We start from the raw sequence: 14521 nt of genomic DNA, 5'->3' as shown, positions 1-14521 counted from the left end.
CTCACTCCTCGCGCTCACGCTTCAGCCCGGACCGCGAAGCGCACCAACGACACCGAACCGATGAAGCCGAGCAGCGAGAGCACCACCAGCACGGGCAGCGTGGTGGCGTGCCGGTTCACAGCGGCCTCCGCCCCCACCGCGGCGAGCATCGCCGACAGCAGCAGGTCGGCGCCGACGACCCGGTCGAGCAGGGACGGGCCCCGGTAGATCCGGGCCAGGGCGAGCAGCGCGGTGGCCGAGAGCAGCACGGTCAACGCGACGGCGAGCAGGACTGTCACTGATGGTTCCTCCGTTCGGCGGGTTCGAGGTCGAGCCGGCGTACCTCGTCGGGAGATCCGATGGCGCGGACGATGCGCCGTTCGACGGCGAGCACGCGCTGGCGGCTCTCGGCCAGGTCGTCGGGTCCGCGTACGTCGAGCACGTGCACGTAGAGCACGCCTGCGGCCCGGTCGACGTCGAGGATCAGCGTGCCCGGCACCAGCGAGATCACCTCGGCGGTGAGCGCCAGGTTGAGATCGGTACGTACGCGCAGCGGCACCGCGATGATCGCGCCGCGCGGGCGGTAGCCGAAGCGCAGCGCCACGGCTGCCACGTGCACGCTGGCGCTGACCAGCTCCGCGACGAACGTCGCAGCGAACACCAGCAGCGCGCGGGGGCGTACCCGGCCACCGAACGTGACCGGCGGCAGCGGGAAGAACAGCAGCACCGCCACACCGATCACCAGGCCGGCGACCAGGTTGCCCCAGGACACGTCGCCCCACAGCAGCATCCAGGCGACGACCAGCCAGCCGAGCGCGACCGCCTGGTCCCGCCGCCGCCCGCCCCGCCCGACGGTCGGCACCGGCGCGTCCGGGGCGGGCGCCGCACGGGGTACGCCGGCGGGATCACCGGTCGCGCCCCCGCCCGGGGGCAGGTCGTCGGTCACGGCACGTCCCGGGGCAGGACCGCCCGCACGTACGGGGTGCGCTCGCGCAGGTCGGTGGCCGCGTCCGCGGTGACCTGGAACAGCGGCCCGGCCGCCAGCGTGAACAGCACGCCCAGCGCCACCAGGGCGGTGGTGGCCCCGACCATCATTCCGGGCAGCCGGGCCGGCGGGTTGGTGGTGGCCAGCCGGGGCGCCCGCCAGAACGCGATGTTCCACACCCGGGAGGCCGCGTAGAGCGTGAGCAGGCTGGTCAGCGTGCCGGCCGCGACCAGCACGGCGGGCAGCGTCCCGCCTGCGGCCACGCCGGCCTGGAGCAGGCCGAGTTTGCCGAGGAAGCCGGAGAACGGCGGGATGCCGGCGAGGTTCATCGCGGGGACGAAGAAGAGCACGCCGAGCATCGGGGCGATCCGCGCCAGGCCGCCGATCCGGCGCAGGTCGGTGCTGCCGGCGCGTTCCTCGACCAGGCCGGCGACCAGGAACAGCGTGGTCTGGATGGTGATGTGGTGCACCACGTAGAAGATCGCCCCGGACAGGCCGGCGACGCTGCTCAGGGCCACCCCGAAGATCATGTAGCCGATGTGGCTGACGAGCGTGAAGGACAGCAGCCGCTTCAGGTCCGACTGGGCCACCGCGCCGAGGATGCCGACCACCATGGTCAGCCCGGCCACCACCATCAGCAGCGTGGCGACCTGGCCGCCGGGGAACAGCAGCGTCTCCGTGCGGATGATCGCGTACACGCCGACCTTGGTGAGCAGGCCGGCGAAGACCGCCGTGACCGGGGCGGGCGCGGTCGGGTAGCTGTCCGGCAGCCACGCCGACAGCGGGAACACCGCCGCCTTGATCCCGAACGCGAGCAGCAGCGTCAGCTGCAGGGTCAGGCGTACGCCGGACGGCAGCGCGTCCAGCCGGCCGGCGAGCTGCGCCATGTTCAGCGTGCCGGTGGCCGCGTACACCAGCCCCACGGCGGACAGGAACAGCAGCGACGACAGGATGCTGACCACCACGTACGTCGATCCGGTCCGCAACCGCACCTCGGTGCCGCCCAGCGTGATCAGCACGAAGCTCGCGGCCAGCAGGATCTCGAAGCCGACGAACAGGTTGAACAGGTCCCCGGCCAGGAAGGCGTTCGTCACGCCCGCGGTCAGCACCAGATACGTGGGGTGGAAGATGCTCACCGGCGCGGTCTCCCCGGTCTCCCCCCGGCCCTGGCCGATCGAGTAGAGCAGCACGCACAGCGTCACCGCCGAGGAGACGAGCACCATCAGCGCCGCCAGCTGGTCCGCCACCAGCACGATGCCCACCGGCGCCGGCCAGCCGCCCACCTGCACCACCACCGGCCCGAACCGGTACGCCTGCACCAGCAGCACCGCCGCCACCACCAGGACGCTGGACAGGCAGAGCACGCTTATCGACCGCTGCAGGCGGGGCCGGCCGGACAGCAGGAGGGTGAGCGCCGCGCCGAGCAGCGGCACCACCACCGGCAGCGGGACGAGGGCGCTCATGGTTTCTCACCGTCCCGGTGCAGCCGGCGGCGCGCCGGCTCCGGGTCGACCTGTTCCGGGTCCTCGTCCGGGCCCTCGCCGCCGAGGTCGGCCGTGGACACCTCGTTGCTCTCGGCGAGCCGGACGATCTGCCGGTCCTCCAGGTCGTCCTGCACCTCGTCGTCGCCGCTGGTGTACCAGCTCCGGTAGGCGACGGCCAGCAGGAACGCGGTCAGCCCGAACGTGATCACCACGGCGGTGAGCACCATGGCCTGCGGCAGCGCGTCGCTCATCTCGCCCTGCGAGGTGGAACCGACGAGCGGGGCGGCGCCGGACCGCCCGCCGAGCAGGATGAGCAGGTTCACGCCGTTGCCGAGCAGGATGATGCCGAGCAGGATCCGGGTCAGGCTGCGTTCCAGCAGCAGCGTGACACCGGCGGCGACGAGCACCCCGACCGCCAGCACCAGCACCAGCGTCGGCCCGGCCGCCCCGCGCGTCATGACTGACCCTCGCGCTGGACGACCAACCCGCGCCCCGCCTCGCCCGCGGCCTCCACGTGCCGGTCCACCTCGGCGCCCAGGCTCCGCAGGATGTCGAGCACCAGCCCGACCACCACCAGGTACACGCCGATGTCGAAGAACAGCGACGTGACCAGGTAGAAGTCACCGACCACCGGCAGCCACAGGTTGACCTTCACGCTCTGGAGCACCTCGCCGGTGAGCGCCAGGCCGAGCACGCCGCTGCCGACCGAGATGCCCAGGCCCGCGCCGAGCACCGTGCCGGCCCCGACCGGCGCCGCCTCGGCCAGCTCGTACCGGCCGCCGGCCAGGTAGCGCAGGGCCAGCGCGAGGCCGGCGACGAGCCCGCCGGAGAAGCCGCCGCCGGGGGCGTTGTGCCCGGAGAAGAGCAGGAACAGCGAGAAGATCAGTACGGTGTGGAAGATCAGCCGGGTGACCACCTCGAACACGATCGAGCGCCGCCGTTCCGGCAGCGTCTGCCCGCCGCGCAGCCACACCGTGCGCCGGTCCCCGGCGCGCAACGCGGCCGGTGGGGGACGGCGGGGACGCGGCCCGGTGCGGGACCGCTCGTAGATCAGGCTGGCCACGCCGGTCGCGGTGACCACGAGCACCGAGATCTCCCCCATCGTGTCCCAGGCCCGGATGTCGACGAGCGTCACGTTCACGACGTTGCGGCCGTACCCCTCGATCAAGGCCAGGTCCGGGAAGTCGGCGGAGATCGACGGCGCCCGCCGCGCTCCGGCCGCGGCCAGCGCCAGACCGGCCATCACCACACCGGCGGCGATCCCGATGCCGCGGCGGACCCAGCGGCTGCGGCGCAGCGGACGGGCCGAGAAGCGCTCCGGCAGCCGCCGCAGCACCAGCACGAACACGGCGATCGTCGCGGTCTCCACGAGGAACTGGGTCAGTGCCACGTCCGGCGCGCCGTAGAGGACGAACATCATCGCGGTGCCGTAGCCGGTCACGCCGACGAGCAGCATCGCGGTGAGCCGGCGGCGCGCGCCGACCGCGAGCAGCGCGGCGACCGCGATCACCACGCAGACCACGAGCTGGGCCGGGTTGTCCCAGGGCGCCAGGTCGACCCGCCACGGCGTGGTGGCGATCATCGCCCCGCCCGGCACGAACACCAGCACGAGCAGCACCGTGCCGAGGTACTGCGGCAGCGAGCCGCGCTGGGTGGCGCCGGTGACCTCGATGGCGAGCCGGTCGAAGGCGTGCGTCACCCACTCGTACCCCTGGTTGCCGCCCACCGGCGAGCGCAGCCGGGCCAGCGCGGGCGCCAGCGGGCCGCGGACCAGGTGCAGCACCACACCGCCGGCCAGCACGAGAGCGGACAGGCCGAGCGCCGCCGTGGGTCCGTGCCAGAGCGCCAGGTGCTCCTCGACCGGTCCGAACAGCTCGGCGTACGGCTCGAACAGGCCGCTCAGCCACCCGGCCGCCGGACCGGCGGCGAGCCCGGCCACGGCGAGCAGCGCCGGGGGTACGAGCATCGCGGCGGGCGGGCGGGCCAGCTCGGTGTCCGGCGTGCCGGGCCGGGTGCCGAACGCGCCCCAGAGGAACCGGATGCTGTACGCGACGGTGAGCGCGCTGCCCACCACCAGCACGGTCAGCACCAGCGGATCACCGGTGAACGCGGCGAGCGCCGCCTCCTTCCCGACGAACCCGAGCAGCGGCGGCACCCCGGCCATCGAGGCGGCGGCCAGCGTGGCGACGACGGCCAGCACCGGCGCGGTCCGCCTGACCCCGGACAGCTCCCGCAGGTCACGGGTGCCGGCCTCGTGGTCGAGGATGCCGACGACCAGGAACAGTGCCGCCTTGAACAGGGCGTGTGCCGCCAGCATCGCCACCCCGGCCAGCGCCGCCTTCGGGGTGCCCGCGCCGAACACCACTGTGAGCAGGCCGAGCTGGCTGACCGTCCCGTACGCCAGCAGCAGCTTCAGGTCGGTCTGCCGCAGCGCCGCCCAGCCGCCGATGACGAGCGTGACCAGTCCGGCGACCACGGTGACCGGCCGCCACCCGTCGACCGGGGCGAGCACCGGGCCGAGCAGTCCGATGAGGAAGATGCCGGCCTTCACCATCGCCGCCGCGTGCAGATACGCGCTCACCGGAGTCGGGGCGGCCATCGCCACCGGCAGCCAGGCGTTGAACGGGAACACCGCGGACTTCGCCAGCGCCCCGGCGAGGATCAGCAGCACGGCGACGACCAGGTACCCGCCGCCGGGCAGCGGTGCCGCCGCCACCGCCGACCACCGGTAGCCCCCGGCGTGGTGGCCGAGCAGCAGGAACCCGACGAGCATTGCCAGCCCACCCAGCGTCGTCACTGTCAGCGCCTGCGCGGCGGCCCACCGGCTGGACCGGCGCTCGGTGCTGTGCCCGATGAGCAGGTACGAGAAGACGGTGGTCAGTTCCCAGAACACGTAGAGCAGCAGCAGGTCGTCGGAGACGACGAGGCCGAGCATCGCCCCGGCGAAGGCGACCATGACGGCGGCGAAGCGGGCCAGCCCGGTGGACCCGGGCGGGAAGTAGCGGGCGGAGTAGACCAGCACCAGCGCGCCGACGCCGCCGACGAGCAGCAGCATCAGCCAGGACAGCGTCGTGACGCGCAGCGCCACGTCGAGCTGGAGCTGCGAGATCCAGGGGTACGTCTCGACCACCGCGCCGCCGTCGCGTACCGCCCCTGTGTGCGCCGCCGCCCAGACCGCTGTGGCGGCCGGGGCGAGCGCCAGCATCAGGCAGGCGCGCGGACCCCACCGGCGGACCAGCAGCGGGGCGAGCAGCGCCGCCACCAGGTGCACGATCAGCAGGACGAGCACGCGTACTCCCGGTCGAGGTGACAGCGCGCGAACACGCTGGTGTCACAACCGATCACACGCCACAGAGGCACCGAACCGGGCGGTTTTCCCCAAAACCCACCCTTACCTCACCGGCCCACCCGACGTGCGCCCGCCCCGTCGCCCGCTGATCAAGGAGTTCGTGTCCGGAACCGCGCCGGCATCCGCCGCAAACTCCTTGATCACCGGAGTGGTGGGGGGTGAGGAGGGGCGGTGGGAGGGGTGGGGTCAGGGGGTGGCCAGCTGGCGGGCGGCGCGGTCTACCGCGCGCTGGGCGGCGACCAGGGAGCGCAGCGGCAGCCGGGCGTCCCGGCTCTCCCGGCGCTGGACGAAGTAGTGCACAGCGGCCCGGACCCGGGCGCGGTCGGCGGCACTCGACCGGGCGGTCGCGAGGATCATCTCGCGCAGCCGCGCGGCCAGCTCCTCGGCCAGCTCCAGATCGGGACCGTGCAGCGCGGCGCGGAGCGCGGCCAGCCGACTGTCGACCTTGCGGATGAGCACGTCGGTTCCGGAACCCAGACCTCGGTCCTCGACGGTCATCCACGCCTCCACCCCACGCCGCATCGCGAGTGAAGTTACTTTATGTTGCAGCCCACAAGCAAGCAGTTAAGTAAGACTTAACGGAATAATCGCCCATTCCATTCTCGGACTGTCGCGGGCGGGACGGAACGGTCCGGCGGCGGGCCGGATGTCACACCGGCGCGGCAGGATGGGAGCGTGGCGGACGAGGTGACCCCGTCAGGCGGGTCAGGCAGGTCGGGCGGGTCAGGCAGGTCGGGCAGGTCAGACGGGTCAGGCAGGTCAGACGGGGTGCTGGCGGAGTTCGGCGCGGCGACCCGGGAGTGGTTCACCGCGGCCTTCGCCGCGCCCACCCCGGCCCAGGAGGGCGCCTGGCGCTCGGTGGCCGCCGCCCGCAACGCCCTCGTCGTCGCGCCGACCGGCTCCGGCAAGACGCTCGCGGCGTTCCTCTGGTCGCTCGACCGGCTCGCCAAGGAGCCGCCGCCGGCCGATCCCCGGCGCCGCTGCCGGGTGCTCTACGTCAGCCCGCTCAAGGCACTCGCCGTCGACGTGGAACGCAACCTGCGCGCCCCGCTCACCGGCATCCGCCAGGCCGCCTCCCGGCTCGGCCTGGTCCCGCCGGACATCACCGTCGGGATGCGGACCGGCGACACCCCGGCCGACGAGCGCCGGGCCTTCGCCCGCACCCCGCCGGACATCCTCATCACCACACCCGAGTCGCTGTTCCTGCTGCTCACCTCCGCCGCCCGCGACTCGCTGCGCGGCGTCGACACGGTGATCGTGGACGAGGTGCACGCGGTGGCCGGCACCAAGCGCGGCGCGCACCTGGCGCTGTCCCTGGAACGGCTCGACGCGCTGCTGGAGCGGCCCGCGCAACGGATCGGACTGTCCGCCACCGTCCGGCCGATCGACGTGTGCGCCCGCTTCCTCGGCGGCGCGCGCCCGGTCGACGTGGTGCAGCCGCCGGCGAACAAGACCATCGAGGTCAGCGTCCAGGTTCCGGTGGAGGACATGACGCGCCTCGACGAGCAGGAGCCGCCGGAGGACGACCTGGGCGGCCTCGCGCCCCGCCGCCCCTCGATCTGGCCGGCGGTCGAGGAACGCGTGTTCGCGCTGATCCGCGCGCACCGGTCCACAATCGTGTTCACCAACTCCCGGCGCAGCGCCGAACGCCTCTGCGCCCGCCTCAACGAGCTGGCCGCCGAGGAGGTCGAGGCGGCGTCCGCCCCGGAGGGCAGCCGCGTGGCCCGGGGCGGGGAGCCGGTGCGCGTATCCGATCTGCTGCCCGGCGACGGCCCGCCGGCCGGCGACGGCGCCGGGCCGGTGCGTGCGCCTCGGCAGCCGGCGGAGGTGATGGCGCAGTCCGGCGCGGCGGCCGGGGCGCCGGCGGTGATCGCGCGGGCGCACCACGGCAGCGTGTCCCGGGAGGAGCGCAAGCAGATCGAGGAGGCGCTCAAGTCCGGCCGGCTGCCTGCCGTGGTCGCCACGTCCAGCCTGGAGCTGGGCATCGACATGGGCGCTGTCGACCTGGTGGTGCAGATCGAGGCGCCGCCGAGCGTGGCGGCCGGGCTGCAACGGGTCGGCCGGGCCGGGCACCAGGTCGGCGCGGTCTCGCGCGGCGTCGTCTTCCCCAAGCACCGGGGCGACCTGCTCTCCTGCACTGTGGTGGCCGAGCGGATGGGCGCCGGGGCGATCGAGGAGCTGCACTACCCGCGCAACCCACTCGACGTGCTGGCCCAGCAGATCGTGGCGATGGTGGCGCTGGAGCCGTGGCGGCTCGGCGACCTCGCGGTGCTGGTCCGGCGGGCGGCGCCGTTCGCGGAGCTGCCCGACTCGGCGCTGCACGCGGTGCTCGACATGCTCTCCGGGCGTTATCCGTCCACCGCGTTCGCCGAGCTGCGGCCCCGCCTGGTCTGGGACCGCGCCACCGACGTCCTGACCGGCCGGCCCGGCGCCCAGCGGCTCGCCGTGACCAGCGGCGGCACCATCCCCGACCGGGGCCTGTTCGGCGTGTTCCTGGCCGGCGCGGAGCGGGCCGCGCGGGTCGGTGAGCTGGACGAGGAGATGGTCTACGAGTCCCGGGTGGGCGACGTGTTCCTGCTCGGCTCGTCCTCCTGGCGGATCGAGGAGATCACCCCCGACCGGGTGCTCGTCTGCCCCGCGCCCGGTCAGGCGGCCCGGATGCCGTTCTGGAAGGGCGACCAGCTCGGCCGCCCGGTCGAGCTGGGGCGGGCGATCGGCGCCCGGGTCCGGGCGCTGCTGCGGCAGTCCGACGCCGACGCGGTCGCGGCGCTGCGGGCCGGCGGGCTCGACGACTGGGCCGCCGGCAACCTGATGAACTACCTGCGCGAGCAGAAGGCGGCCACCCGGTCGCTGCCGGACGACCGGACGGTGGTGGTCGAACGGTTCCGCGACGAGCTGGGCGACTGGCGGCTCGCCGTGCACTCGGTGCTCGGCGCGCGGGTCAACGGGCCGTGGGCGCTGGCGATCGGTCGCCGGCTGGCCGAGCGGTACGGCGTGGACGCCCAGGTCATGCCCTCCGACGACGGCATCGTGGTGCGCCTGCCGGACACCGCGGAGACGCCGCCCGGCGCCGACGTTGTCGTGTTCGAGCCGGACGAGATCGCCCAGCTCGTCGAGGAGTCGGTGGGCACATCGGCGCTGTTCGCGTCCCGGTTCCGCGAGTGCGCGGCCCGGTCGCTGCTGCTGCCCCGGCGTGACCCCCGGCGGCGGCAGCCGCTGTGGCAGCAACGCCAGCGCGCCGCGCAACTGCTCGACGTGGCCCGCGAGTACGCCGACTTCCCGGTCACGCTGGAAGCCGCCCGCGAGTGCCTCCAGGACGTCTTCGACCAGCCCGCCCTCGGCGAGCTGATGCGCGACCTGGCCGCCCGCAAGGTACGCCTGGTCGAGGTGGAGTCCGAACGCCCGTCGCCGTTCGCGAGGTCGCTGCTGTTCGGGTACGTCGGCGCGTTCCTCTACGAGGGCGACGCCCCGCTGGCCGAGCGGCGGGCCGCCGCGCTGGCGCTCGACTCCGGGCTGCTCGGCGAGCTGCTCGGCCGGGTCGACCTGCGGGAGCTGCTCGACCCGGAGGTGCTCACCGAGACGGCACGCCAACTGCGCTGGCTCACCGAGCAGCGGCGGCCCCGCGACCCGGAGGACGTGGTCGAGCTGCTGCGCGTGGTCGGTGACCTGAGCAGCGCCGAGCTGGCCGAACGGGGAGTCCCGGAGTCCTGGACCGACGAGCTGGCGGCGGCCCGGCGGGTGCTGCGGGTCCGCATCGCCGGCGAGGACCGCTGGGTGGTCGTCGAGGACGCCGCCCGGCTGCGCGACGCGCTCGGGGTGGCGCTGCCCGTCGGGGTCGCCGAGGCGTACCTCGCGCCGGTGGCCGATCCGCTCGCCGACCTGGTCGCCCGGTACGCCCGCACGCACGGCCCGTTCGCGGCGGCCACCTGCGCGGCCCGGTTCGGGCTCGGCGTGTTCGTGGTGGAGCAGGCGCTGCGGCGGCTCGCCTCGGGCGGCCGGGTGGTCTCCGGGGAGTTCGCCCCGGACACGGTGGGCTCCCAGTGGTGCGACGCGGAGGTGCTGCGCATGCTGCGCCGTCGCTCGCTCGCGGCCCTGCGTCGGGAGATCGAGCCGGTGCCGCCGCGCGCGCTCGCCGCGTTCCTGCCCCGCTGGCAGCAGGTCGGCTCGTCGGCGCGGGGAGTCGAGGCGGTCGCCGCCGCCGTCGAGCAGTTGCAGGGCGTGAGCGTGCCCGCGTCCGCGCTGGAACGCCTGGTGCTCCCGGCCCGGGTCGCCGACTACTCCCCCGCCCAGCTCGACGAGCTGTGCGCCGGCGGCGAGGTGGTGTGGGCCGGCGCGGGCGCGATCTCCGGCGGCGACGGGTGGGTGACGCTCGCGTACGCCGACGTGGCGCCGCTGCTGCTCCCGCCGCCGGACGAGGCACTGACGCTGACCCCGCTGCACGAGTCGGTGCTCGACGCGCTCGCCGACGGGCAGGCGTTGTTCTTCCGCTCGCTGTCCGACCGGGTCGGCGCCACCGACGACGCCGCCCTGTCGGGCGCGGTGTGGGATCTGGTGTGGGCCGGTCACCTCACCAACGACACGCTCGCGCCGCTGCGCGCCGCGCTCGGCGCCGGCGGGGCACACCGGTCCCGGCCGTCGGCGCCGCGCACCCGCTACCGCCGTCCGGGCCGGGTGGCGCTGCCCAGCCGGGGCGGCCCGCCCACCATGGCCGGTCGCTGGTCCCGGCTGCCCGGACGCGACCTCGACCCCACCCGCCGCGCCGCCGCCCTCGCCGACCTGCTGCTGGAGCGGCACGGCGTGGTGACCCGGGGCGCAGTCGTGGCCGAGCAGGTCACCGGCGGCTTCGCCGGGGTCTACCCGGTGCTGTCCGCGATGGAGGAACGCGGGGCGGCCCGGCGCGGCTACTTCGTCGAAGGGCTCGGCGCGGCGCAGTTCGCGGTGCCCGGCGCGGTGGACCGCATCCGCGCGCTCGCCGACGACACCCAGGGCCGGGGCGGTCCGACAGTCGTGCTCGCGGCCACCGACCCGGCGAACCCGTACGGCGCGGCGCTGCCCTGGCCGGAGCGCGTGGTCGACTCCGGCGACGGCGCGGCACCGGCCACCGGTCACCGGGCCGGGCGCAAGGCGGGAGCGCTTGTCGTGCTCGTCGGCGGTGACCTGGTGCTCTACGTGGAGCGGGGCGGCCGGACGATCCTGTCGTTCACCGACGACACCGACACGCTCGCCGCGGCCGGCAAGGCGCTCGCCGACGCGGTGCACTCCGGTGCGCTCGGCGCGATCTCGGTGGAACGCGCCGACGGCGAGGCCGTGCACGCGTCCCCGCTGCGCGACGCGCTGACCGCCGCCGGTTTCCGCGCCACCCCGCGCGGCCTGCGTCTGCGGGGCTGACCGCCCGGAGTTTCGGGGAGCGGGCACGTAGGGTGGGCCGGTGGCCTCGATCCGGGTACGCCAGGCGCGCGACGAGGACCGCGCCGCGCTGACGGCGCGGCACGAGCGGGAGTGGGGCGGACCGATCGTGGTGGTCCACGAGCTGCGCCTGGCGCGGCAGGTCACCGGGGCGGGCGACGAGTGAACGGCATCCCGCGGTGTGTCTCGCTGACCACCGACTACGGGCTGTCCGACGGGTTCGTGGCGGCGTGCCACGGTGTGCTGGCCCGGCTCGCCCCGGCCGTACGGGTGATCGACGTGACGCACCTGGTGCCACCGGCCGACGTACGCCGGGGCGTGGCGGTACTCGCACAGACGGTGCCGTACCTGCCGTGGGGCGTGCACGTCGCGGTGGTCGACCCGGGCGTCGGCACGACGCGGCGCGGGATCGCGCTCGCCGCGCCCGGCGGGCTGCTGGTCGGGCCGGACAACGGGCTGCTGGTCCCGGCCGCGGAGGCGCTCGGCGGAGTGACCGAGGCGGTGGAGCTGACCAACCCGGACTGGCTCGGCCCGGTCGTCTCCCGCACGTTCCACGGGCGGGACGTGTTCGCGCCGGTGGCCGCCCGGCTGGCGCTCGGCGCGCCGCCGGCCGAGGCGGGACCGGCAGTGGACCCGGGCACGCTGGTCCGGCTGCCGGAACCGGTGGTACGCGCCGAGCCCGGCGGCCTCAGCGCGGAGGTGCTGACCGTCGACCACTTCGGCAACGTCCAGCTCGCCGCGCCGGGGACGCTGCTCGACGGCCTGCCGTCCCGGGTGCTGGTGAACGGCCACGAGGCGGTCCACGGCCGTACCTTCGGCGACGCGGAACCCGGCACCCTGGTGGTCTACGTCGACTCCGCCGCCCAGGTCGCGATAGCGGTGAACACCGGCCGAGCCGCCGACACCCTCCGAGCCACCCCAGGCGCCCTGGTCACCATCACCCGTCTCCCCCGCGATCTTGCACTTGGTGCCCCGGCATAACGGGCGAATGCCCCCGGGGCAGGGCCGAAACTGCAAGATCGCGGAGGAGAGCGGGGACGGGCGGGGACGGGCGGGGACGGGGGCGTCAGCAGCGGGGGACTGTGCCGCCGTAGATCGAGGACAGGTACGCGTGGCTGACGTAGTTGCCGCCCACGAGGCGGTACCACCTCGTCGTCGTGCGGTACGTGCCGGCGATCCGCTGCCCTGTCACGTAGCACTGCACCGGCACGTGGGCGTACGTGGCGGCCAGGCCCCGGCTCGCGTACGAGGTGCTCGCCCCGGCCCGCAGGTTCAGCGGCCCGGAACCGACCACCGCCCGCGCCCCACCGCCGGTCCACAGCAGCGTCACGTCCACCCAGGCGTTGTCGGTGAGCCGCAGCCCGTCCCAGAACGTCCCGTCGGCCAGGTCCAGCCCGGCCGGGTTGCGGACGGTACGGCCGAACTGGTCGCGCCCGCCGTTGTAGCCGTTCTGGTACGCCGCCTGCGCCTCGGGCAGCCCGCGCGGCAGGTCCTTCCAGTTCTCCCTGATCGACGCCGGGTTCCACCAGTCGTCGCGGGTGTTCCACGGGCCGACGTCCCACACCGGGGCGTACTCGCAGCGGCTGCCGTTCGTCGTGCAGACCTTGACGGTGTAGTCGCCGGTGTTGCGCGGGGACAGGCCGCGCCGGGTGGGCAGCGCCGCGAAGTGGTCCCGGGTACGCACCGTGTGCCCGTTGGCGGTGATGCCGCCGACCAGGCCGATCCGGGTCGCGTACACCCGGTACTTGAGCGCGGCGGCCGGCTGGACCGCCGTGGTGGCGACCTTGTCGGCGGCCAGGGTCAGGCCGGTGACGGTGGCCTCCGACGCGCTGCCGCTGGTGGTCATCACGACGCGCGCCTGCACCCGGCTGACCGGTGCGTCGAACACCGCCTCGGTGGCGTCGCGCCACTCGGTCCAGCCTCGGCCACGCCAGCCGCGTACCTGTGCCACCGCCGTACCCCCGTCGCCGGTGCGGGCGGCGAACTGTGCGCGTACCCGGGTCGCGGGCCGGTCCAGGGTGCGCGGCGCGGACAGCAGGATGCCCTCGGCGACCGGTCCGCCGACGGCGGCCGGGCGGGTGCGGGCATTGGGCCGGGGGTCGGCGAGCCGCAGGCGGCCGGACCGCCAGGCGACGTTGACGTCGTCGCCGCCGGCGACGGCGAGGTCGACGGACCAGCGTTCGGGGCCGGGCGCGGCGGCGCGGGCCGGTACGGCGGTGGGCGGGGGCGCGGCCGACGCGGGCGTGCCGGGCAGTCCGGCGGCCACGGTGAGCAGGGCGGTCAGGGCGACGACGGTACGACGTCGTGAAGGTGCCATCAGCATTCTCCTCAGAACCCCCTGATCGTTGCGTTTCCGCAGATCAAGTGGAACCTCAGTACAAATAGCGACACATGCGAATTCTGCTCGGCCGGGGGACAATGGCCGGGTGCCCGAAGGCGACACCGTCTGGAACACCGCACGCGTCCTGCAACGCGCGCTCGCCGGGGCCCGGCTCACCGGGTCCGACTTCCGCGTGCCGCAACTCGCCACCACCGACCTCACCGGCTGGACCGTGCGCGAGTCGGCCAGCCGGGGCAAACACCTGCTGCTGCGCCTCACCCGCACCGACGCCGAGCCGTGGACGCTGCACTCGCATCTGCGGATGGACGGCGCCTGGCGGGCGTACGCCCCGGGTGAGCGCTGGAGCGGACGGCCCGCGCACCTGATCCGGGTGGTGCTGCGCTCCCCCGCCGCTGTCGCCGTCGGCTACCACCTGCACGAGCTGGCGCTGGTGCCGACGGCCGAGGAGGAGTCGCTCGTCGGCCACCTCGGCCCGGACCTGCTCGGCCCGGACTGGGACGCCGACGAGGCGGTCCGCCGGCTCGCGGCCGACCCGGACCGCACCATCGGTGAGGCGCTGCTCGACCAGCGCAACCTGGCCGGGGTGGGCAACCTCTACAAGTGCGAGGTGCTGTTCCTGCGCGGCGTGTCGCCGTGGACGCCGGTGGGCGCAGTGCCGGACCTGACCGGCACCGTCGCGCTGGCCCAGCGGCTGCTCGCGGCCAACCGGGGCCGCTGGACGCAGAGCACCACAGGAGTGCTGCACCGGGGCGGGACCAGCTACGTCTACGGCAGGCGGGCGCAGCCGTGCCGCCGCTGCGGGACGGCCATTCGCAAGGAGGAACTGGGCGAACGGGTCACCTACTGGTGTCCGGCCTGCCAACCCGGCGTGGAACTTCCACGAAACGCCCAAGATCGGCCGAGATAGGGACGATTGGGTACTTCCGCCTCACCCCTGTGACGTCGCATGCTGCGGTGGACCGCTCACGGATCGTCAG

Annotated in this window: 11 protein-coding genes; 4 read left to right on the top strand and 7 right to left on the bottom strand. The window is 74.6% G+C overall.

The features are described 5' to 3' along the window. Positions 1-14: 14 nt before the first annotated feature. The 6 genes from ML5_RS08935 to ML5_RS08910 form a co-directional block, all read right to left on the bottom strand. Positions 15-278, bottom strand: a complete 264-nt coding sequence (locus tag ML5_RS08935) for a monovalent cation/H+ antiporter complex subunit F (RefSeq protein ID WP_013284715.1) — start codon at positions 276-278, stop codon at positions 15-17. Further along, positions 275-925: a Na+/H+ antiporter subunit E gene (locus ML5_RS08930; protein WP_013284714.1), complete on the bottom strand. Its 651-nt coding sequence runs from the start codon at positions 923-925 to the stop codon at positions 275-277. Before ML5_RS08930 ends, ML5_RS08935 begins: the two co-directional genes overlap by 4 nt. Then, complete coding sequence (locus ML5_RS08925; protein WP_013284713.1) at positions 922-2427, bottom strand: Na+/H+ antiporter subunit D; 1506 nt, start codon at positions 2425-2427, stop codon at positions 922-924. The genes ML5_RS08930 and ML5_RS08925 overlap by 4 nt, the downstream gene beginning before the upstream one ends. Next, on the bottom strand, positions 2424-2906 hold the full coding sequence (locus tag ML5_RS08920; RefSeq protein WP_013284712.1) for a Na(+)/H(+) antiporter subunit C: 483 nt from the start codon (positions 2904-2906) through the stop codon (positions 2424-2426). The genes ML5_RS08925 and ML5_RS08920 overlap by 4 nt, the downstream gene beginning before the upstream one ends. Then, on the bottom strand, positions 2903-5737 hold the full coding sequence (locus tag ML5_RS08915) for a Na+/H+ antiporter subunit A (protein WP_013474464.1): 2835 nt from the start codon (positions 5735-5737) through the stop codon (positions 2903-2905). The genes ML5_RS08920 and ML5_RS08915 overlap by 4 nt, the downstream gene beginning before the upstream one ends. 246 nt (positions 5738-5983) lie before the next feature. Further along, on the bottom strand, positions 5984-6295 hold the full coding sequence (locus ML5_RS08910) for a hypothetical protein (RefSeq protein ID WP_013474463.1): 312 nt from the start codon (positions 6293-6295) through the stop codon (positions 5984-5986). 270 nt (positions 6296-6565) lie between these two features. On the opposite strand from ML5_RS08910, the gene ML5_RS08905 reads away from it, so the two are divergent. The 3 genes from ML5_RS08905 to ML5_RS08900 are packed head-to-tail and all read left to right on the top strand — an operon-like array spanning position 6566 to position 12184. Then, entirely contained in the window at positions 6566-11185 is a 4620-nt protein-coding gene (locus ML5_RS08905; protein ID WP_013474462.1) for an ATP-dependent helicase, read from the top strand. Between the two features lie 40 nt (positions 11186-11225). Then, positions 11226-11369 carry a hypothetical protein gene (locus ML5_RS32305; RefSeq protein WP_013474461.1) on the top strand — a complete coding sequence of 48 codons (144 nt, stop codon included), beginning with the start codon at positions 11226-11228 and terminating at the stop codon, positions 11367-11369. Beyond that, the gene (locus ML5_RS08900) at positions 11366-12184 is read left to right on the top strand and encodes an S-adenosyl-l-methionine hydroxide adenosyltransferase family protein (RefSeq protein ID WP_013474460.1); all 819 of its coding nucleotides are present in this window, start codon (positions 11366-11368) and stop codon (positions 12182-12184) included. The genes ML5_RS32305 and ML5_RS08900 overlap by 4 nt, the downstream gene beginning before the upstream one ends. 85 nt (positions 12185-12269) lie before the next feature. Here ML5_RS08900 and ML5_RS08895 read toward each other — a convergent pair whose 3' ends face one another. Next, positions 12270-13520, bottom strand: coding sequence for a hypothetical protein (locus ML5_RS08895; RefSeq protein ID WP_013474459.1), 1251 nt, complete (start codon positions 13518-13520; stop codon positions 12270-12272). Positions 13521-13629: 109 nt separating this feature from the next. Between ML5_RS08895 and ML5_RS08890 the strand changes: the two genes are divergently transcribed. Beyond that, positions 13630-14451: a DNA-formamidopyrimidine glycosylase family protein gene (locus ML5_RS08890; protein WP_013284705.1), complete on the top strand. Its 822-nt coding sequence runs from the start codon at positions 13630-13632 to the stop codon at positions 14449-14451. Positions 14452-14521 lie beyond the last annotated feature (70 nt).

This window comes from Micromonospora sp. L5, assembly GCF_000177655.2.
Taxonomy (GTDB): Bacteria; Actinomycetota; Actinomycetes; order Mycobacteriales; family Micromonosporaceae; genus Micromonospora; species Micromonospora aurantiaca.
Note: the sequence above shows the minus strand (reverse complement) of the source record. Positions and strands in the feature narration are given on the sequence as shown.